General features: G+C 35.7%; 16 protein-coding genes. 7 read left to right on the top strand and 9 right to left on the bottom strand.

Annotated features, from left to right (window positions below; genetic code table 11):
- The first annotated feature begins 536 nt into the window (after window positions 1–536).
- On the top strand, window positions 537–746 hold the full coding sequence (locus ACFSTE_RS07265) for a hypothetical protein (RefSeq protein WP_176028546.1): 210 nt from the start codon (window positions 537–539) through the stop codon (window positions 744–746).
- On the opposite strand, the gene ACFSTE_RS07270 is transcribed toward ACFSTE_RS07265, so the two are convergent.
- Complete coding sequence (locus tag ACFSTE_RS07270; protein ID WP_176028547.1) at window positions 741–1,253, bottom strand: GNAT family N-acetyltransferase; 513 nt, start codon at window positions 1,251–1,253, stop codon at window positions 741–743. The two genes, ACFSTE_RS07265 and ACFSTE_RS07270, sit on opposite strands and share 6 nt — an antisense overlap.
- A 470-nt stretch (window positions 1,254–1,723) precedes the next feature.
- Here ACFSTE_RS07270 and ACFSTE_RS07275 point away from each other — a divergent pair, with 470 nt between their 5' ends.
- A complete protein-coding gene (locus tag ACFSTE_RS07275; protein WP_378257336.1) occupies window positions 1,724–3,118 on the top strand; it encodes a S41 family peptidase in 1,395 nt (464 codons plus the stop codon).
- Between the two features lie 78 nt (window positions 3,119–3,196).
- Here ACFSTE_RS07275 and ACFSTE_RS07280 read toward each other — a convergent pair whose 3' ends face one another.
- The 4 genes from ACFSTE_RS07280 to ACFSTE_RS07295 are packed head-to-tail and all read right to left on the bottom strand — an operon-like array spanning window position 3,197 to window position 9,832.
- Window positions 3,197–6,688: an efflux RND transporter permease subunit gene (locus ACFSTE_RS07280; RefSeq protein ID WP_378257334.1), complete on the bottom strand. Its 3,492-nt coding sequence runs from the start codon at window positions 6,686–6,688 to the stop codon at window positions 3,197–3,199.
- Between the two features lie 6 nt (window positions 6,689–6,694).
- Window positions 6,695–7,861, bottom strand: a complete 1,167-nt coding sequence (locus tag ACFSTE_RS07285; RefSeq protein WP_176028550.1) for an efflux RND transporter periplasmic adaptor subunit — start codon at window positions 7,859–7,861, stop codon at window positions 6,695–6,697.
- Between the two features lie 10 nt (window positions 7,862–7,871).
- On the bottom strand, window positions 7,872–9,230 hold the full coding sequence (locus ACFSTE_RS07290) for a TolC family protein (protein WP_176028551.1): 1,359 nt from the start codon (window positions 9,228–9,230) through the stop codon (window positions 7,872–7,874).
- On the bottom strand, window positions 9,227–9,832 hold the full coding sequence (locus tag ACFSTE_RS07295; RefSeq protein ID WP_176028552.1) for a TetR/AcrR family transcriptional regulator: 606 nt from the start codon (window positions 9,830–9,832) through the stop codon (window positions 9,227–9,229). Before ACFSTE_RS07295 ends, ACFSTE_RS07290 begins: the two co-directional genes overlap by 4 nt.
- A 325-nt stretch (window positions 9,833–10,157) precedes the next feature.
- Between ACFSTE_RS07295 and ACFSTE_RS07300 the strand changes: the two genes are divergently transcribed.
- Both ACFSTE_RS07300 and ACFSTE_RS07305 read left to right on the top strand, forming a co-directional pair.
- Window positions 10,158–11,132 carry a polyprenyl synthetase family protein gene (locus ACFSTE_RS07300; RefSeq protein WP_378257331.1) on the top strand — a complete coding sequence of 325 codons (975 nt, stop codon included), beginning with the start codon at window positions 10,158–10,160 and terminating at the stop codon, window positions 11,130–11,132.
- Window positions 11,125–11,487 carry a hypothetical protein gene (locus ACFSTE_RS07305; protein ID WP_378257329.1) on the top strand — a complete coding sequence of 121 codons (363 nt, stop codon included), beginning with the start codon at window positions 11,125–11,127 and terminating at the stop codon, window positions 11,485–11,487. The genes ACFSTE_RS07300 and ACFSTE_RS07305 overlap by 8 nt, the downstream gene beginning before the upstream one ends.
- A 2-nt stretch (window positions 11,488–11,489) precedes the next feature.
- On the opposite strand, the gene ACFSTE_RS07310 is transcribed toward ACFSTE_RS07305, so the two are convergent.
- Window positions 11,490–11,819 (bottom strand): hypothetical protein, encoded by a 330-nt coding sequence (locus ACFSTE_RS07310; RefSeq protein ID WP_378257327.1) that lies wholly within the window; start codon window positions 11,817–11,819, stop codon window positions 11,490–11,492.
- 136 nt (window positions 11,820–11,955) lie between these two features.
- Window positions 11,956–12,477, bottom strand: a complete 522-nt coding sequence (locus ACFSTE_RS07315; protein WP_254884120.1) for a hypothetical protein — start codon at window positions 12,475–12,477, stop codon at window positions 11,956–11,958.
- A gap of 114 nt (window positions 12,478–12,591) precedes the next feature.
- On the opposite strand from ACFSTE_RS07315, the gene ACFSTE_RS07320 reads away from it, so the two are divergent.
- On the top strand, window positions 12,592–15,375 hold the full coding sequence (locus tag ACFSTE_RS07320; RefSeq protein ID WP_176028556.1) for a 2-oxoglutarate dehydrogenase E1 component: 2,784 nt from the start codon (window positions 12,592–12,594) through the stop codon (window positions 15,373–15,375).
- An 81-nt stretch (window positions 15,376–15,456) separates the two neighbouring features.
- Complete coding sequence (gene odhB / locus ACFSTE_RS07325; RefSeq protein WP_176028557.1) at window positions 15,457–16,668, top strand: 2-oxoglutarate dehydrogenase complex dihydrolipoyllysine-residue succinyltransferase; 1,212 nt, start codon at window positions 15,457–15,459, stop codon at window positions 16,666–16,668.
- Between the two features lie 68 nt (window positions 16,669–16,736).
- Here odhB and ACFSTE_RS07330 read toward each other — a convergent pair whose 3' ends face one another.
- Both ACFSTE_RS07330 and ACFSTE_RS07335 read right to left on the bottom strand, forming a co-directional pair.
- Window positions 16,737–17,660: a GYDIA family GHMP kinase gene (locus ACFSTE_RS07330; RefSeq protein ID WP_378257324.1), complete on the bottom strand. Its 924-nt coding sequence runs from the start codon at window positions 17,658–17,660 to the stop codon at window positions 16,737–16,739.
- A gap of 11 nt (window positions 17,661–17,671) precedes the next feature.
- On the bottom strand, window positions 17,672–18,997 hold the full coding sequence (locus ACFSTE_RS07335; protein WP_176028559.1) for a hydroxymethylglutaryl-CoA reductase, degradative: 1,326 nt from the start codon (window positions 18,995–18,997) through the stop codon (window positions 17,672–17,674).
- Window positions 18,998–19,239: 242 nt separating this feature from the next.
- Here ACFSTE_RS07335 and ACFSTE_RS07340 point away from each other — a divergent pair, with 242 nt between their 5' ends.
- The gene (locus ACFSTE_RS07340; RefSeq protein ID WP_378257322.1) at window positions 19,240–21,411 is read left to right on the top strand and encodes a S9 family peptidase; all 2,172 of its coding nucleotides are present in this window, start codon (window positions 19,240–19,242) and stop codon (window positions 21,409–21,411) included.

The following is a 21,411-nucleotide window of genomic DNA, read 5'->3' on the forward strand; positions in this document are numbered from 1 at the left end:
ATCAAAATTTGGGAATGAAAGCGTTACCAAATTTTTAATAATCTTTTTATCAGAGAGGTTTATAAAACTATTTAGAAAGTGTCTTTTAAAAAAGAAAGTGTTGTGCTTATTCATAAATAAACATGTTTTTAGTTGTGGTTATTATGTTGTTTTTTAGTTGGTTATGTGTTTTTAAGAGTGAGGAGGAATGATCTTGCTTTTTTATAAATAAGGAAGTAGGAATTTATTAATGATCAGTTTTTTGAGGAAAAAAGAAGTTGTTTTTTTATAGTTCATACATCTTGTATTGTTGTTCATGACTTAAATATGTAGGTTGCTGTCATTGCCTGTTTCCTTGATGGGATTTCTTATACAAATTTGTAGTGTAAGCAAGAGAGAATCATTTGATCAGGCAGCTGCTGATTCTTGTTGGTTACTGAAGATCATATAGCGTATATCAAATTATAAATCGACAGGAGATTTTTCCGTGAAATTTGAAATTAAGAAATGGATATGATTGATCATTATAAAAGTAGAATCTTTAAAAAAGAATGTGTATGTCAAAAGTAAAGAAAAGTGATTTGCAGGAATATGTAGAAGATCAGGGAGGGTCTTTAGTAAAACTAACCAATGGAAATTACAATATTCGTAAAGGAGATAAATCGATCAATATAGGGAAACCGGATAGTAGCAACAAATGGGCGGAAGCGCAATTGCGAAGAGCTTGGGGGGATGCTACTGGAATCCCAAAGCCAGATTGGCTATAATGCTTGTGTTGTTGTGCGAAGAGGAGGTCCTGATACATCCTCTTCGTTTTTCCATTGAACTTTAACAGCGTTGATAAGATCAGATCTCAAACGTATATTAGGGATAACTATAAATCCGTTTTTTTGATAAAAAGTGATGGGAGAACGATATGGACTACCATCCTGTTTTTTGTCCTCATCATGATCAATAGCCCACCCGTTTAACTCCAACCTGTTGTTTTGGGCTAATTGTAGTAATTTACGACCATATCCCTTCCCATGAAGAGAGGTGTCAATAATCATGACAAACCATCTTTTTTCCTCTCGAATGAAATCAGTATACCATCCTTTTATTCGATCCTTATCGATAAGTAACCTGTATATAGGGTCAATAAGGGAATTGAGATATGTATCAAAATCAGACATATCAGCATAGGCTAATTGCTTAGGGTATTCTTTGTTCCATAACTGATAAATTTCTTTTTTATGTATCGAATGAAGGCTGGATGTTTCTTGAATTTTAATCATATTTAGAAAAAAGAATAGTTAAACGATTCTATAAAAATAATGTTTCGGCTACATAATAACTCAAAGTCTCAGAATCAATTAACATTTTTGTTGAACTAACAACAAAATCCCTAGAAGACACTTTTGTTTGAGCTCCAGAATAATAAAGCCAAAATAATTTGCTGTCAGGTTAATAGCGTATTTCTTCTTTGCTATAGCACTTAAATTCATGACTGTAATTTTACTCAAAAAAATAACCGTATTGGTACTTCATTAGCTTATGTTTAGAAAATAAAAAGGTTTCGAATTCTTAAATTTTAATAATATCGGACATCGGTTTTATAAGTCCTACCTAGTTTTGGCTATAACTAATTACATATCGGTCTATTTGTAAATTGATGTTTTCGAGGACCTCGCTTCGATCGTTTTTCATGCAACCGATAAGTTTTTTATTTGTCAATGAAATGTAACTTTTAAAAACGTAGATTAATATGAATACACGTCATAGGATTAAAAATTTAAAAAGATGTTTTTTAATCGTATCAGCGATTTTGTTTACAGCTTGTCAATCTGATGATGATCGACCTCAGCCTGAACCAGAAAAACCTATAAATGGCTTTTGGTTAGCCGAAGATAAAGGATATGTTATAAAGATTACGGACACAACAAAAGTGTTATATGGTATAAACTCTATTGGATGTACTGTTATAGAAAAGAATTTTGTGCCAGAAGAATCTTGGGGGATACCACTAAATTTAGCTAGTCCAGACAAATTGATAGGAGTTGCAGCACTTAGTGCATCTGATATTGAGTTTAAGAGGTTGTCAACTCAAAATGAATTTTGCCTCCCTGATCGGCTTGCTAATACCAAAGATCCAAAGATTAATTTTGATCATTTTTGGACTATTTTTAATGACTATTATGCTTTTTTTGAAACAAGAAATGTGAACTGGTCGCAATACAAGAACCTAAGAGAACAAGTGACCTCAGAAAATTTTTATAATATTCTAGAAGAATTAGTTTTTCTATTAAAGGATGGACATGTAGGGATTGATGTTGAAGCTAATAATATTGATATTAATGCAGGCTCTCCTGATTTGATTTCTAGATTAAACTCCAGTTTAAGTGGAGATTTAATTATCCAATCCGAAGAAGTTTATAACGCACTTTATAATCAGAAATTACAAACTATAGCTACAAAGTACTTAAATAATGAGCTTAAAACTGATGAAAAAGGAAAGATAGTATGGGGGATGATTGGTAATGATATTGCATATATTAATATTTTGGGGATGGAAGGATATAGCACTGACGCAAAAAGTGAAATGGATGTGTTGAATTCAGTATTAAACAAAATGATGAGTGACCTTAAAGATGCAGCTGTTTCAAAATTAATAATTGATGTTCGTTTTAATGGGGGAGGATATGATATGGCTTCTGTGAATATAGCTTCTCGATTTTTAGATCATGAACGACTGGCATTTTCTAAAAAAGCAAAATTAGGAGACAGTTTTACAAAAAGTGCATCAGTATCGATGGCACCCAAAGGTGATTTTCAGTTTACAGAGGATATAGTGTTATTAACAAGTCCTTTGACAGCCAGTGCAGCAGAGGTTTTTACACTTTGTATGAAAGATTTACCCTATGTAACCTTAGTTGGTGATAATACAAATGGAGTTTTTTCAGACATTTTAGTCCACAGGTTACCAAATGGAGCCTCAGTAGCATTATCTAACGAAGTGTATAGTGATGCTAATGGAAAGGTTTATGAAGCAATTGGTGTTGGTCCAGATGAGGAGAATAGAATTCCATTATTCTCGAACGATGATTTCACTAATGAAAAAGATAGTGCGATAGAACGAGCAATCTCATTGTTAAAAAACTAGAGGATTTCCGATATTAGATAAAAAAACCTCCTGCTAAATTTTTAGCAGGAGGTTTTGTATATGAATAAGCTCCTTCTTTTATGAAGTTACAGCGGGAACTGCCGCTACTTTCTTTTTACCAAATCGTACTTTGATACGATTGACAATAAAGAATAATGAAGGAACAATAATCAGTGTTAAGAAAGTGGCAATAATTAATCCATAGATTACGGCCCATGCCAGAGGTCCCCAGAAAATAACATTGTCTCCTCCTAAGTATATCTTAGGATTAAATTCATTAAACAAGGAGAAGAAATCGATGTTAAATCCAATTGCCAGAGGGATTAGACCTAATACGGTAGTAATTGCCGTAAGTAATACAGGACGTAGACGAGCTTTTCCTCCTTTGACAATAAGTTTCAATACTTCTTCATTAGGAAGTACTTCGTCTTCTTTGAGGTTGAGCTCCACTTTTTTACGATCGATCAGTAATTGGGTATAATCAAGCAATACAACTCCATTATTAACTACAATTCCTGCCAGTGATATGATTCCCATCATGGTCATCATAATAACGAAAGAGGCTCCGGTAATTAGAATTCCTCCGAATACTCCAATAAAACTAAGGAAAATCGCAATCATAATAATAGTAGGCTTGGAAATAGAACTAAACTGGAATACTAATAAAAGCATAATCAATCCTAATCCTGCAAAAAAGGCTCCCATCAGGAAAGACATTTGTTTGTTCTGTTCTTCAATTTGACCGGTGTAGTCGATTTTCACTCCTTTAGGAAGCGTCGTGAAATTCGCCATTTCATTCTGAATTTGAGAAACAATAGCTCCTGCATCTGTATATCCGGGTTGTAGTCCGGAATATACGGTTACTACTCGTTTCGCATCTTTGTGTTTGATCGCACTAAAAGAAGAGGTATTACGCTGAGAGGCTACCGCAGAAACCGGCACTTCTATAATTCTTCCCGAATTTGGATCTCTAAAAGTAACTGATTGATTAAACAGAGCACTAGTGTTATATCTATTCTCTTTATTAAAACGAACGTAGATATCGTAGTCTTCTCCGTCTTTTTTATATACTCCTGCTTTTTCTCCAAAGATAGAGCGTCTTAACTGATTTCCTACTTGTCCGGCTGCAACTTGTAATTCTCCGGCTTTTTCACGATTAACCACTACCTGCATTGCCGGCTTTCCTTTGTTTACATCGATCTTTAATTCTTCAATTCCAGGGATATTTTTAGTATTGATGAAGTTACGCATTTCTTCTGCGACGTTAACTAATTCATTATAGTCAGGTCCTTCGATCTCTATATTGATCGGATATCCAACAGGAGGACCTACTGGATCTTTTTCTACAGAGATAGCGACTCCCGGATATATTCCTTTTAAGGCATCTTGTACTTTTTGACGAAGCGCTTCTGAATCTTTCCCATTTCTATACTTGTACTCTCTCATGGTAGCAGTAATCTTACCTTTATGAGGCATTTCGGCATTACTTCCTCCGTCTGTTTGTGGATTACCGGCCCCTTCTCCTACTTGAGATACAGCAGATTCCACCAGGAAATTATAATCAGCTCCTTCTATGTATTCTTTGTTGTTAAGAACAGCATATACCCGTTGTTCAATTTCTTTGGTGATTCGGTTTGTTTTTTCGATATCGGTTCCTTGCGGATATTCGATATATACCATGATTTGATTCGGTTTGTTATCCGGGAAAAATTCAACTTTTGTTCGTTGGCTACCAATGGATGCACCAAACATGGCAAATACAATAAATAGAAGTGCAAATGTACCGACGACAAAAGCATACGCTCTCCACCCTTTTAAGGCGAATGTAAGAAAACGTTGGTAGAGGTTTTCGACCCAAACCAGTGTTTTTCGTTGGAAAACATTGGCCATTTTTTTAAGGAAATACTTATATACCCAAAACATAATGGCGGTAAATATCATTAAGGTACCCAGAGCGCGAACATCTCCTCCTATGAACAGGATAAGAGTTCCTGTTCCAACAAGAATGATACTTAATCGAATAAGTTGTTTCGTGGAAAGTACTTTTTCTCCAATTTCCATAAACTGTGATACCAGCATAGAGTTGATAAAGATTGCAACAAATAATGAAGAGCCTAATACTACGGAGAGGGTAATAGGAAAATAGATCATAAATTGTCCCATTACACCAGGCCACATTCCCAGAGGAACAAAAGCAGCAACAGTAGTTGCGGTAGAAATAATAATTGGAAAAGCAATCTCTCCAATTCCTTTTTTAGCAGCTTCAATTCTGGACATCCCTTCTTCTTCCATTAGGCGATATACATTTTCTACTACTACGATACCGTTGTCTACCAGCATTCCCAGTCCCATAATAAGTGCAAAGAGAATCATAGTGTTCATTGTGTATCCTAAGGCTGATAAAATCATAAAGGACATAAACATAGACATTGGGATAGCAAACCCTACAAAGAGTGCATTTCTAAATCCTAAGAAAAACATTAATACTCCAACGACCAGAATGATTCCGAATATGATATTGTTTACCAAATCGTTTACCTGATTAATTGTTTTGGCAGATTGATCATTGGCTACTGTGATATTCAGATCGTTAGGGAAAACATCTTCTTTAGCGGTGCTCAGTATTTTGGTGATTTTTTCCACAGCTTCTACCATGTTTTTTCCAGAACGTTTTTTGACATCAAGCATTACTACGCTTTCTCCGAATTCTCTGGCATAGGTAGTCTTTTCTTCTTCCTTAAAAGATACCTGAGCAATGTCCCGTAGGTATACCGCACCATTATTGGACTTCACTACGAAGTTATCCAGATCATCCGGATTGACAATTTCTCCTAAAATTCGGATGGTTCTACGTTGACCACTGCTGATCATATTTCCTGCCGACATGGTTAGGTTACCATTTCTGATCGTATTGATAACATCATCAAAACTTACTTGCGCAGCCATCATTTTGTAGATGTCAACGGCGACTTCTACTTCTTTTTCCTGTGCACCTCTAATGTCAACTTTTTTAATTTCCGGGAGATCTTCAATTTCATCCTCTAAATATTCAGCATATTCTTTGAGTTTTTCTACCGGGTAATCTCCCGTAATATTTATGTTCATTATAGGGGTTTCCTCAGATATACTGAGATCGAAGACATTTGGTTCTACTTTAGCTCCGTTAAAAGTAGGCCAATCTTCATTGGCTTTTTCCGAATCTACTTCGTCTTTTACCTTTTGCTTGGCCTCAGGAACGCTAATATCTTCGTCAAATTCTACAGTAATGATCGCATAGTCTTCCTGAGAGGTAGATAAAATCTCTACGACATTACTTACGTTTTTTAGTTTGTCTTCCAGCGGGTCGACAATTAATCGTTCTATATCTTCAGAGGTGTTTCCCGGATAAGGAACACTGATATATATTTTGGTCTCATTAATTTCGGGAAAGTTTTCTCTGGGCATCCCGAAGTAGGCTGAAAGCCCCAGGACAAGAAAAATTCCCATCATCACATAGATGGTTGTTTTATTGTCTATTGCCCAGGACGATAACCCAAATTCTTTATCTACTTTTTTTTGATTGTTTTGCATAGGGCCTTAGTTTATTATTTTTACTTCCTGACCGTTCTTAACACTTCTTGCTCCTTCCTTTATAATAGAATTTCCAGCAGTGATTCCTTCAAGGATTTCGATGTAATCTCCTTCTGTTTTTCCTGTTTTAATGATTACCTTTTGAGCAATGGCAATGTTCTCTGCATTTTTTTCAGAGGTAACATAGGTGTACTGATCTCCATCTGCATTTTCCGAAATAATGCTTTGCGGAATTAGGATTGCTTTCGGATTCGTATAATCATTAATTTTTACTTTGGCAGTAAGGTTTGGTTTGATTAATCCATCTTTATTAGGTACTTCTACTTCTATCGAGAAGGATCTGTTACTCGGGTTAATATAGTTTCCTACTTGTCGTATCTTAGTATTGATTGTCTGTCCGGTTACCGGGAAGTATACCTGTACATCTTTTCCCTTGGTGATATTGGTGATATGAGACTCAGGTACTTCTGTTTCGATATACATGTTTTTTAGATTTACAATACGTAGTACAGCAGTTTGTCCAGGAACGGCAACACTTCCCTGTTCTGTAATCACATCGTCTACAATCCCAGAAAAAGGCGCATTAATCGTAGTTTTGGCTAACATTCTCTTGATTTGATTTACAGCATTTTGTTGTGATTCATAAGTAGCTTTGGCTTGCAGATACTGTATTTCCGAACCAATTTTCTGATCCCATAATCTTTTTTGACGATCATAGGTAGTTTTTGCTAATTGCGATTGCACTTCTGCTTGGGCTAATTGCTGTCCTAACCCTCCGTCATCAATTCTGGCCAGTACCTGACCTTTGCTTACCCATTGTCCTTCTTTAACATAAATACGTGTCAATGTACCAGAAGTTTCGGGATACAGTACAATGTTTTGCTTGGTTTCTACATGACCTTGTAACTCCAGGTAATGATTAAACAAAGTGTCTTTTGCAGTTATGGTGGTAACCAATGGTACTTTTTTAGAGGTATCTAGTTTGGAAATTGCCTCATCTAGTTTTTTTAATTTTTCATTGATTGCTAATTGCTCAGCGGTAATTTCTTTTCTCTTCTCTCGGATAGCATCGAGATTACCTCCTTCTATGACGGAATCAATTGATTTATTTCCTTTTTGTCCACAAGAAAGAATCAGTAAGAATACAGTTGATAATGTTAATATCTTTTTCATGTGTTGTATGTTATTGGTTAGGGATGTTTAATATGATTTCTAATGCAGCTCTTTTATTAATAATATCTAACATGGCTTGTAGTACTTCTTGCTGGGAAGAGTATAGCTGCAATTGTGCTTGCCTGAATTCAAAGCTGGTTGCCAGTCCTTCAGAATATTTAATTTGATTTTTCTTTTCGATCCTTTCTGCCAGAGTTAGGTTCTTTTTTGATGTTTCGTAATTTTCGATAGCAAATTGATAATCACTTTTTGCCCGGTTGAGTTCCAGGTTAATTTTTTGCTGAGTTTCGAGAAACTCTGTGTTGGCTTGATCTAGAGCAATTCGCGCCTGCTGGGTCTTAGCACTTCTTCCTAATGAACTAAAAATAGGAATGTTAATTCCTACTCCCAGAATGGAGGACTGAAACCACCTGGTATCACTGTCAAAAAATACAAATTCATTATCGTAGGCAATGGTCCCGTAGTTAACAAAAGCATTAATAGAAGGTAAGGCTCTACTCTTTTCTAACTTTAGCTCCAGGTGTCTTTGCTCCGTAAATGTATAAGCGATTTTATAATCTATATTGTTTTCTATGTTGAATGCCTGTTTTGTGAAATTGATATCGATATTCTGCATTACTAGACTTTCTAAATCGTCAGTTAGCGTAACATTAGAATTGATATCTATTCCCAGAGATAAATTGAGCATTTCCAAAGCGATTTTAGCCAGACGATCTGCATTACTTAACTGATTTGTGATCTGAGCCAAGGTAATTTGTAATTGCTCAACATCTTCTTCTTCTGCCAGACCATTTTCAAAAATTTTCAAGGTTTCATGAAGGTTTTTTTCAAGCGCTTCTTTATTGTTTTTTAGTATTAACACACTTTCGTTAGCTAATAAAACACTGCCATACGCATTTATAACTCCTTTTCTGATTTCTAGTTTTGCTTTTTCTTCCAGATTGTGCGTGTAATTTAGAAATGTTTTAGCAGCCTGAAGACCTACTAGATATGAACCATCAAAGATTAATTGAGATAAGGTGGCTGTTAATCCTAATTGTTGTTCTGTACCAAATACTACAGGAACAAAGGTTCCGGGTTCCCCACCTACTACTTCCCCGGGTAGTAAGCTTACGGGTTGTTTTAACCGATTTTGATAATCTACATTTGCATTGATCTGTGGCAGACCGGTTGCCGTTGTTTCCCATTTCTTTTTTATCGCTTTCGCAACCTCTCTTCTGGCATTGATAGACTGATAGTTGTTTTCCAAAGCATATTCTATAGCTTCATCCAAGGTAAAAGAGTATGAAGATCCGGTGGTTGATGGCTGTGCTGATAGCATCAGTGTAAATAACCAACCGAAACCTAATAACCATAGAGTGTTTTTCATTTTTGTTGATCTTTTATGAGATTGTTTAATATTTCTAATCCTTTTTTAGAGGCGATCCCTCTGATGTGGTATTCCAAATAATTTTCCATTAATTCAGGAATGCTAAATATTTCCGTAGGAAACATATGCTGATCCTTAATTCCAATAACACAAGTGAAGTATAGCCTGGATATTATTTCAGGGTCGATATTACTTCTGTATACCCCTTTTTCTATCCCTCTTGTAATATTCTCAGCTACACAATCCTTTGTGACATCGAATTGTTTTGATTTTAATTGCGTATATAGTTTAGGGTAATATTTCTGTAATTGATATTGTGGGGAGGTCTTTTCATTTTTTAGATGTTGCATGATAAAACTTTTGATATGATATAACTCTTCAATCGGTTCGTGATTTTCTTCTATAATCGAGTCTATACCAGCGCAAATCTGATCAAAAATATAGCTAGTGGTAGCTTCTACTAATTTTGTTTTGTTGGGAAAATGGGCGTAAATGGTTTTTTTAGAAATTCCCATTTCTGATGCCAGATCATCCATGGTAACACTTTTAAAACCAAAATTCAGAAACAATTCTTTTGCTACTTCTATAATTTTTTCTTTCATCCGTATTGTTAATGTTATAAGGGGGGTAGCAGGAGTATTAGTTAAAGATTTTCATTGTTTTTTAGTGGTTGATATTTTTTATGTGTATTCACTCAGTAATAAGTATCGTAATGCTGTATGGAAGTTTACGCTCTCTTTTGAGTAATTCAATACAGTTGCAAATGTAGGTGAGGAAACTTTAAAAACATAAAAAGTTTCCTAAGTTTTACATTTTTTTAACATCAGCTAATTTTGATATCGGATAGGAGTCTTGAAAATTACAAAAAGAAAGAAGCTGTGTTTTTTTTGAAAAGTTTAATTTACTTTAGCGCAAAAATTATAGACAGTGCATACTATTTCTGAATATCAAGAATATTTTCTAGCCTATTTAACAAAGAATCAAATAAACAAAGAGCCTAAAAGTCTTTATGAACCAATATCTTATATTCTGAATCTTGGAGGGAAGCGATTACGACCTGTATTAGTATTGATGACGGCAGAAATGTTTGGAGGATCTTACAAAGAAGCATTAGACGCAGCCCTGGCTATAGAAGTATTTCATAATTTTTCATTAGTGCATGATGACATTATGGATGATGCTCCGCTGAGAAGAGGAAAAGAAACTGTACATGAAAAATGGGATGTGAATACAGGGATTCTATCAGGAGATGCTATGTTGATCAATGCATATCAGTTATTTGAAAACTATGAGGGAGAGACCTTTAAGGCATTGGCGAAGTTATTTACTAAGACAGCTATCGAAGTATGTGAAGGGCAACAGTACGATGTAGATTTTGAGACAAGAGATGATGTAACGATTCCGGAATATATCAAAATGATAGAATATAAAACAGCGGTGTTGGTTGGAGCTGCGATGCAAATGGGGGCTGTAGTAGTGGGAGCTTCTCCAGAGCAGCAATATGCTGTCTATGATTTTGGAAGATTGTTAGGGTTGGCTTTTCAGTTGCAGGATGACTTTTTGGATGCCTTTGGAGATCCGAAGACATTTGGAAAACAGCTGGGAGGGGATATTATAGAGAATAAAAAAACCTTTTTGTATCTCAAGGCAATAGAGCATGCTACCGCTGATGAGAAGAAACAATTGGAAGGATTGTTCTCGTTACATCCACAAGACGCAACAGAAAAGGTGGCAATGGTAAAAAACCTTTTCGAAAGTACAGGAGCAAAAGAAAGGACAAGAGAAGAAATAAAGAAGTATACAGAGAAGGCTTTTCGCGTACTTGATGAGTTGGATCTGTCAGAAGAAGGAAAGGTTATGTTACGAGCTTTTGGAGAAAATTTAATGAATAGAAATGTCTGAAAACGCTCACTTAATTGCAATTACTGATGTCTTTTCCGAAGCAGAAAAGCTACAGTTGTTTGCAAAATTAGTTACGCAATGTCAAAAAGATATTTTTAGAGCAGGAATTGACTATGAGATTCCTGAACAGCTGAATCCAGAACAATTCTTTGGGGTGATTAAGGAATTGTTGCGGGATTTAATGAATTATGATTTTTCTTCCTTCTTGAACTTATTATACGCAGTAGATGTATCCGAGAAAAAGATTAAAGCCTTTTCCTCGATTGTAGTAGATGATATAGCAGTGTATGCTTCCTTTTTATTAATAGAAAGAGAGTGGCAAAAAATACGAGGAATGTATTACCTGAATAGGTAAATTTATCTATTTTGTTTGATAGCTACAGATCCAAAATCTTTATCCGTAGTTATAATGTATTTTTTTCCAGATTTTACATTCATTACTTTCCATTCATATCCAGAAGGTGTTTCTTTTATTTCTGATCTGGCGATTGAATTCATCGGACTTCCCGAGTATTGCTCTGTTATTTGATTTACTTTTTGATCAAACTTTTTGAGAGGGTTTACTTCTGTGTCTGGAGCCTGGGTAGTATTTTCTGTTGTTGCAGCTGTAGTAGTTGCAGTTTTTTTACTTGTACACGAAATTAATAATGTTGTACATATACATGGAATAAGAAATAATCGTTTCATCTTTATTGCCGAATTTATTTTTATACAAATTACGGTTTAACAGTTTTATTTGTAAGGTTTTGTTATAAATTCAATATGAAATTACCGACAAAATAATCTTTTCCCCGATAAATGGTCAATTAAAGATGTGTAGAGGTTAAAAATAGACATTGACAAAAGGAATAAAGGCGGTGCTGTAGATACTTTTATCTTCATTGTATAATACATCATATCGCATGCCGATACTAAGTCCATTTATTCGATATCCGGCACCTAAGAATAAAGCAGGATACCAATAGTCTTCTTTTATATTTCCTCCGTCCAGTTCTAATTCTTTACTTACTCCGGTATATTCAAATTCTGAAGAAATCTGAAGTTCTTTTAAAGGGTAAAAAAGCGAAATCAGGCTAATACCATAATTAGTTGCTTTAAAATTTCGTGCATTTGTATAACCAAAATTAATTCCGGTTCCCAGACTAACATACGGATTTACATCATATACAGCAGAGGGAGCTATGATAGCACTAAACGAATCATTCGGAAAATCAATTCCAATTTGCCCTCCGAAGCGTACTTTAGACCAAAAAGATTTTTCTTGAGCGTAATTTTTATGAAAAGACAGTGTTATTGTTAAAATCAGCGTTAGGATTGAGATTTTTTTGAGAGTAATCATATTCATTGTTAAATTTCTAAAAAATTACTAGATAAATATAAATAATTCAATACTCAATATAGTGTAATTGTTGTACTTTTGTCATGTTTTCTATAAAAAAGAAGAGTTGAATAGTTACATATGGATAAATATTCATTTTTAAATGCGGCTCATACCGCATTTTTTGCAGATTTGTATGATCAGTATATACAAAGCCCCGATAGCGTAGAGCCAAGTTGGCGTAGTTTTTTTCAGGGATTCGATTTTGGGCTAGAAAGTGCTAATGGCTCAGGAGAAACCATTTTCGTAGAAAAGGATTCGGGTGAGACCGTTGCCGTTCCCGAAAGTGTACAAAAAGAATTTCAGGTAGTACGATTAATAGATGGCTATAGAACGAGAGGGCATTTATTTACCAAAACAAACCCCGTAAGAGACAGGAGAAAGTATACACCTACTTTATCGCTAGAGAATTTTGGACTCAGCCATAGTGATCTTAATACTGTATTTAATGCAGGAGAGATCATCGGGATCGGTCCCAATACCTTAAGCAACATTATTGTTCATTTAGAGAATATATATTGTGACTCTGTAGGAATAGAGTACATGTATATTCGTAATCCTAAAGAAAGAGAATGGATTCAGGATCGGGTGAACTTTAATACCAACAGGACAAAGTTTTCTGTAGATCAGAAAAAAAGAATCCTTAAGAAATTGAATGAAGCTGTTTCTTTTGAAACATTTTTACATACGAAATACGTAGGACAAAAGCGATTTTCATTAGAAGGAGGAGAATCTTTGATTCCGGCACTGGATGCCTTGGTAGAAAAAGCTGCCGATTACGGTGTCAAAGAATTTGTGATGGGAATGGCGCACAGAGGTCGCCTGAATACATTGACTAATATTTTCGGAAAACGTGCTAAAGATATCTTTAGTGAGTTTGATGGAAAAGATTATGAGGAAGATATCTTTGATGGGGATGTAAAATACCATTTGGGATGGACAGTAAAGCGAAAAAGTACCTCCGGAAAAGCAATTAATATGAATATTGCTCCGAATCCTTCTCACTTAGAGACAGTTGGTGCAGTAGTAGAGGGGATAACAAGAGCAAAACAAGATAAACATTATAGTGATAATATCTCACAGGTGCTCCCTATTGTAGTACATGGAGATGCTGCTATTGCAGGGCAGGGACTGGTTTATGAGATTGTGCAGATGGCGCAATTAGATGGATATAAAACTGGAGGGACCATCCATGTGGTGGTTAATAATCAAATAGGATTTACGACAAACTACTTGGATGCAAGATCGTCTACCTATTGTACAGATGTTGCCAAAATAACATTGTCTCCGGTAATGCATGTCAATGCAGATGATGCAGAAGCAGTAGTACATGCGATGAATTTTGCGTTAGATTTTAGGATGACTTTTGGAAGAGACGTCTTTATCGATCTTCTGGGGTATCGAAAATATGGACATAATGAAGGAGATGAACCTCGTTTTACACAACCCAAACTGTATAAAGCCATTGCAAAGCATAAAAACCCTAGAGATATTTATGCAGAAAAGCTAATCAAAGAGGGGGTGATTGAAGGAGATCACGTGAAACAACTGGAAAAAGAATATAAAGCTTCTCTGGAAGAAGAATTAGAAGATTCTAGAAAGCAGGAGAAAACGATTATTACTCCATTTATGCAAGATGAATGGGCTGGTTTTGATAGAGTTCAGGAAGATAGAATGATGGAAGTAGTAGATACTTCTTTTTCAAAAGAAGGTCTTACCGAAATTGCAGAAGTTATAACTAGATTACCAGAGGATAAAAAGTTCTTGAGAAAGATAGAGCGTTTGATTAAGCAGCGACATGATATGTTCTTTGAAAAAGATCAATTAGATTGGGCAATGGGAGAACTGTTAGCTTATGGGTCTTTATTGAAAGAAGGATATGATGTTCGTATGTCAGGGCAAGATGTGGAAAGAGGAACGTTCTCTCATAGGCACGCTGTTGTAAAAGTGGAAGATAGTGAAGAAGAGGTGTTGTTGTTAAATCACCTCAAAGGGGATCAGGGAGATTTCTATATTTATAATTCATTATTATCAGAGTATGGAGTGTTGGGATTTGACTATGGATATGCAATGGCAAGTCCTAAGACACTAGCGATCTGGGAAGCGCAATTTGGGGACTTTAGTAATGGAGCGCAAATCATGATTGATCAATATATCTCTTCTGCAGAAGATAAATGGAAGATGCAGAATGGACTGGTCATGTTATTGCCTCATGGATACGAAGGGCAAGGAGCAGAGCATTCATCAGCACGTATGGAACGCTACCTGCAACTATGTGCCAAGGATAATATGTTTGTGGCAGATGTAACCACTCCTGCAAATATGTTCCATTTATTACGTAGGCAAATGAAAGCTGGATATCGTAAGCCATTGGTGGTTTTTACTCCTAAAAGTTTATTGAGACATCCTAAGGTAGTATCATCTGTAGATGAATTTGCTAATGGAGCTTTTCAGCCATTGATTGATGATGCAGATGCAAAAGCAGATAAAGTAACTACATTAGTCTTCTGTACAGGTAAGTTTTATTATGACCTGTTAGAAAGAAAAGAAGAACAGGGTAGAGAAGATGTTGCGCTGGTTAGAATAGAACAATTATTCCCCCTTCCAACACAGGAAATGGATGCTGTATTAGATAAGTACCAGGCAGAAGATGTTGTTTGGGCTCAGGAAGAACCTAGAAATATGGGTGCATTAGGTCATATTTTACTGGATTACGATAAAGCAAAAAGTTTTAGATTTGCAAGTCGACGTCCATATGGAGCTCCGGCAGCAGGAAGTGCTACCCGATCTAAAAGGAGACATGGGGAAGTTATTGATTTTGTTTTTGATAAAACGAAAGATAATCAGAAGCGAAAAAAGAAATAGTTAATAAAAACAAACACATTTCTGTAAAATAAAATAAGGAAACATATTTGCAGGAATACTTTAAAGGATAAATTCAGAATTATGGCTTTAGAAATGAAAGTCCCTTCACCGGGAGAGTCCATTACAGAGGTTGAAATCGCTCAATGGCTTGTAGAAGACGGTGATTATGTTGAAAAAGACCAGGCAATTGCTGAGGTTGATAGTGACAAGGCAACATTGGAATTGCCAGCAGAAGCAAGTGGAATTATTACTTTGAAAGCAGAAGAGGGTGACGCTGTTGCAGTTGGTCAGGTAGTATGTCTGATCGATACGGATGCAGCAAAACCTGAAGGGACGACAACCGCTGCCGTACAAGAAGAAACCCCTAAAAAGGAAGAGAAAAAGCAGGAAGCCCCTGCTAAACCAGCTGCTACATACGCTACAGGAACTGCTTCTCCTGCAGCAAAGAAAGTGTTGGCAGAAAAAGGAATTGATGCCTCTCAGGTAGCAGGTACCGGTAGAGATGGTAGAGTGACCAAAGCAGATGCAGTAAATGCAAAACCTTCTATGGGGACTCCTGGAACCGGAGCTCGTGGAGAAGAACGTAAAAAGCTATCAATGCTTCGTCGTAAAGTAGCACAACGTTTGGTTTCTGTAAAGAATGAAACGGCTATGTTGACTACATTTAATGAAGTGGATATGCAGCCTATTTTTGATCTGAGAAAAGAATATAAAGAAGCTTTTAAAGCAAAGCATGGAGTGAGTTTAGGATTTATGTCTTTCTTTACTCTAGCATGTGTAAGAGCGCTTAAAATGTATCCTGCTGTAAATGCAATGATCGATGGAGATTATATGGTGTCATATGATTTTCAGGATATCAGTATCGCTGTATCTGGACCAAAAGGACTGATGGTTCCTGTAATTAGAAATGCAGAAAATCTTAGTTTTAGAGGAGTAGAATCTGAGGTGAAAAGACTGGCTTTGAGAGCTAGAGATGGACAGATTACAGTTGATGAGATGACAGGAGGAACATTTACTATTACCAATGGAGGAGTTTTTGGAAGTATGCTTTCTACTCCTATTATTAACCCCCCTCAAAGTGCTATTTTGGGAATGCATAATATTGTAGAAAGACCTATCGTTCGTGATGGTCAGATTGTTGTAGCACCTATTATGTATGTGGCACTGTCGTATGATCATAGAATCATTGACGGAAAAGAGTCTGTTGGATTCTTGGTCGCTGTAAAAGAAGCGTTGGAAAACCCGGTAGAATTATTAATGGACAATGCTGTTACCAAGGCATTGGAATTGTAATTAGGGAGAAGATATATACAATTAAAAAAACCTTGATCTAGCAGATCAAGGTTTTTTTGTCTAAAAACTTAAAAAACCATTTCGCGATATGGAAGAATGGTTTGGTAGCCTTTTTCTTTAAAATAATTCATGTCATCAGATGTTCCTGTCACTAAGATAAAATCTCCACCCCAACCTCCGAGGCTTTTAATACTGCCTTTGTAATCGTGAAATAGCTGTTCTTTTACGGTAGGAGTTTTGATTAAACTGGAGATTGTCTGTTCGTGTGAATCGATTAACTCCTGAAAATGTGGAAGAGTATTACAGGTTTCAAAATTAGCTGTAATTGTATTTATTTTTTCTTTAAACTTAGTGATTTCTGTAATTGATAAAGAACGATAATGTCTTATAGAATCTTTGCTGTTTTGTTTTTGATTTAGGTGAACAAAAAATAAAGATTCTTGGAATTCAGGGTTAAAAACAGCACTTGTTATAACAGGTTTGTTATTGTTTCTGTTAAAGAAAATAGGAATATCATGTTGTGCGCAGGCAATATCATACCCGCTACCTCCAAAACTCTGATACAATAAATCAAAAGCATTAATTCCTGCCCATTGGGCAATGTTGTTAATTAATGTGGAGGAGGAACCAAGTCCCCAGTTTCTTTCGAACTCCAGATGTGTTGTTACTGTATATCCTTGTGCAGTCGATAAAAATAGAGGGTTTAATTGATTGGCAGTTTGTAAAATGCTAAGTAACGTTTTTTGTTCGTTAGAGCTGATTTTTTCTTTATCGATAGAAGCAATGCCCGTTTCTGTAAGTTCAAAAACCGTTTCAAACCATATATTGTCTGAAGAATCAAAGCTTTTCCAGTTAATAAAGCTGTTCTCTGTATTGATTACAGTCATTGATTGTCCTTTTTTGGTGGGGATAGCTAGTGCGGTTGCATTATCTAATACCAGGTATTCTCCAGTGAGTAAAAGTTTTCCGTGACTGTAAAATGACTGTGTCAATTGTGTGTTTTTTAGGTTTGAGGATTGCGTATTTTTTGTAATTGAGCAACTACTTCGCTATGTGTAACTGTATTTGTAGAAAAATAGGAAGCAAGAAGCTCTTTTTCCTTAGTTGAAGCATCAAACTGATTAAGAATATTCATAAGATGCATTTTCATATGTCCTTGTTGAATTCCGGTGGTGATCAGGGAGTTGATAGCAGCAAAATTTTGTGCCAATCCGGCAACAGCTGTAATTTGCATTAATTCCGAAGCATTTGGGTTCCCTAGTAGCTGCATCGCTAATTTTACTAAAGGGTGAAGAGAAGTAAGTCCTCCTACAGTTCCTAAAGCTAAAGGAATTTCTATGCTAAATAAAAAGGTGTTTTCTGTGACAGATGCACTTGTCAGGCTGGTGTATCTTCCGTTTCGCGCTGCATAAGCATGAGCTCCTGCTTCAATAGCTCTAAAGTCATTACCTGTTGCCAAAACCACAGCATCAATCCCGTTCATAATTCCTTTGTTATGAGTTACGGCTCTGTAAGGTTCTATTTGGGCTATTTTTACTGCCTGAACAAATTTATGTGCATACTGTTCAGAAGAAAGTTCTTTTGTTTTAGGAAGTTCCTCTATAGAGCATGAAACACTTGCGCGAACAATACATTCTGGTACATAGTTGGAGAGAATACTCATGATGATCTCTATGTTCTTTTCTTTTTCAGAAAACACAGGGAATTGTAAAGCTTCTTTTTGAAGAGTACTGGCTAATTGCTCCAGACAAGAGTTTATGAAATTAGCTCCCATGGCATCAACTGTTTCGAATGTGCAATGTAGCTGATAGTAATGATCAATCTCTGCTGTTTTGTCTCGAAGTTCTATACAAGTTATTCCACCACCTCTTTTTTGCATGTTTTTAGTGATGTGTTCTGTAGAAGCTAGCAGTCGCTCTTTGATTTGCTCGAAAAATGAGGTGAGTTTCTCAGTTTCTCCAAAGAAGTTAAAGTGTACCTGACCTACTTTAGAAACCGATAAGACTTCTGCTGTGAATCCTCCTCTGTTCTGCCAGAACTTGGCAGCTTTACTTGCAGCGGCAACAACGGAACTCTCCTCTATGGTCATAGGGATGGTATAATGTTTGTTGTTGATCGTGAAATTAGGGGCTACCGAAAATGGGAGGTAGTAATTAGATATAGTGTTCTCAGTGAACTCATCGTGTAACTGTTGTAATTTTTCGTCAGAATTCCAATATCTTTTGATAATAGAGATAGCATCAGTGTTATTATTGAAATGATGCTGTGCCAGCCATTGAATTTTATCAGATTTAGAAAGCTTGGAAAAGCCAGAAACTATTGGTGCCATTTTTTGTTTTGTAATAAAGCGTCAAAGATAGCATTCTGTTTTGTGTTTTTTAGAGGAAGCGATGATAAAGCGTAGGATATGCTAAAAATTACTTACTAAGAAAAGGTATAATGGGGATCGTTTTCTAATAATATGTTAAAAATAGAGGGTGTAATACCCGCTTTTTTGTTGGAATTTCCGTCAATTGTTGTATTTTTCACAGATTTTTTAATTTTTGATACTAATAAATTTAAATACATAATATGAAATTGAAACGATTACTATTTTGTGTGACTTTATTTATAGGAGTTTTTTCCTATGCACAACAAAAAGTTTTTACGTTAGAAGAGATATGGAGAGGTGCTTTTAGAACAGAAGGGTTGCAGTCATTGTATTCCATGAAGAACGGAAAACAATATTCTGTTCTAGAGATGGACAGATCAAATCGAACTACTTCTATAGAAATATATGATTATGCAACAGGGAAGAAAGCAATGACATTATTGAACTCTGCAGCGATTAAAAATCTTCAAGCTTTTCAGGGATATTCTTTTAGTTCAGATGAGAAACAAATTCTGCTTTCGAGTGAAGTGGCTCAGATTTTTCGCCATTCCAGAAGAGGAATCTATCATGTGTACAATACGGAAACCAAAGCGCTGACAAAAGTAAGTGATAAAAAAATACAGGAGCCGACTTTCTCTCCAAATGGAGAAAAAATAGCATATGTCTTTGATAACAATATTTATGTTTTTGATATAGCTTCTCAAAAGACAGTACAATTAACAAACGACGGGAAAAAGAATGAAATTATAAATGGAGTGACAGATTGGGTATATGAAGAAGAGTTTGCTTTTGTACGTGCCTTTGATTGGAGTGCAGATAGTAAGAAAGTTGCTTACATTCGTTTTGATGAAAAAGAGGTGCCTGAGTTTTCTATGGATGTATACGGGAGTCAATTATATCAAAGGCAGGAAGTATTTAAGTACCCAAAAGCCGGAGAGAAAAATGCAAAGGTATCGCTGTTCATTTATAATTTAGAGAAACAGCAATCAGCCCCGATTAAATTAGGCACTTATAAAGACTTCTATATTCCAAGAATAAAATGGTCTGCAAATCCAGATGTTTTGAGTGTTCAGGTAATGAACAGACACCAAAACAATCTGGATTTAATTTTTGTAAATGCTTCTGATAACACATCTCGTGTAGTTTTGAATGAAAAAGATGAAGCCTATATCGATATAACTGATAATCTTACTTTCTTGGACGATAATAGCTTTATCTGGACCAGTGAAAAAGATGGATATAATCATATTTATCACTATAATGATAAAGGAGGATTGATTAATCAGGTTACTGCTGGGAACTGGGAGGTAACAGCCTATTACGGATACGATAATAAAAACAAAACGATATTCTATCAGAGTGTAGAGAACGGAAGTATCAATAGAGATATTTATTCAGTAAAATTAAACGGGAAATCTAAAAAACGCTTGAGTAGTAAAGAAGGAACAAATCGTGCAGATTTTAGTGCTGACTTCACCTATTTTATCAATTCTTTTTCGAGTAGTACGACACCTCCTGAGTATAGCTTAATAGCCTCCTCTAGTGGAAAAGTCGTTCGAGCGCTAAAAAATAATAAAAGATTGACAGAAGAATTAGCTACATATGATTTTAGACCAAAAGAATTTTCTACGCTAAGTGTTAATGGAGAATCTCTTAATATGTGGATGATTAAGCCTAGAGATTTTGATCCGGCAAAACAATATCCATTATTAATGTATCAATACTCAGGACCAGGATCTCAATCAGTAGCTAATAGGTGGTATGGAGCCAATGACTATTGGTATATGATGTTAGCACAACAGGGATATATTGTGGTTTGCGTTGATGGAAGAGGAACAGGTTTTAAAGGAGCGAAATTTAAAAAAGTGACACAGAATGACCTGGGGAATTTAGAAGTGCAGGATCAGATTGCAGCAGCAAAGCAGTTGGGCGCATTGGATTATATAGATGCTAAAAGAATAGGTATTTGGGGATGGAGTTATGGAGGGTTTATGTCTAGTAACTGTTTGTTCAAAGGAGCAGATACCTTCGCAATGGCAATTGCTGTTGCTCCGGTGACTAATTGGAGATTCTATGATACGATTTATACCGAAAGATATTTGACAACACCACAAGAGAATGCCGCAGGATATGATAAAAATTCACCAGTTAATTATGTAGATGGATTAAAAGGGAAATATCTATTGGTACATGGAACAGCAGATGATAATGTACATGTACAAAATGCAATGGTGTTGATCGAAGCCTTAGTGCAGGCGAATAAAGATTTCGAATGGGCAATTTACCCAGATAAGAATCACGGTATTTACGGAGGAAATACAAGACTACATTTATATAACAAAATGACTAATTTTATTAAAAAGAACCTATAA

The organism is Aquimarina hainanensis, assembly GCF_042684685.1.
GTDB lineage: Bacteria > Bacteroidota > Bacteroidia > Flavobacteriales > Flavobacteriaceae > Aquimarina > Aquimarina hainanensis.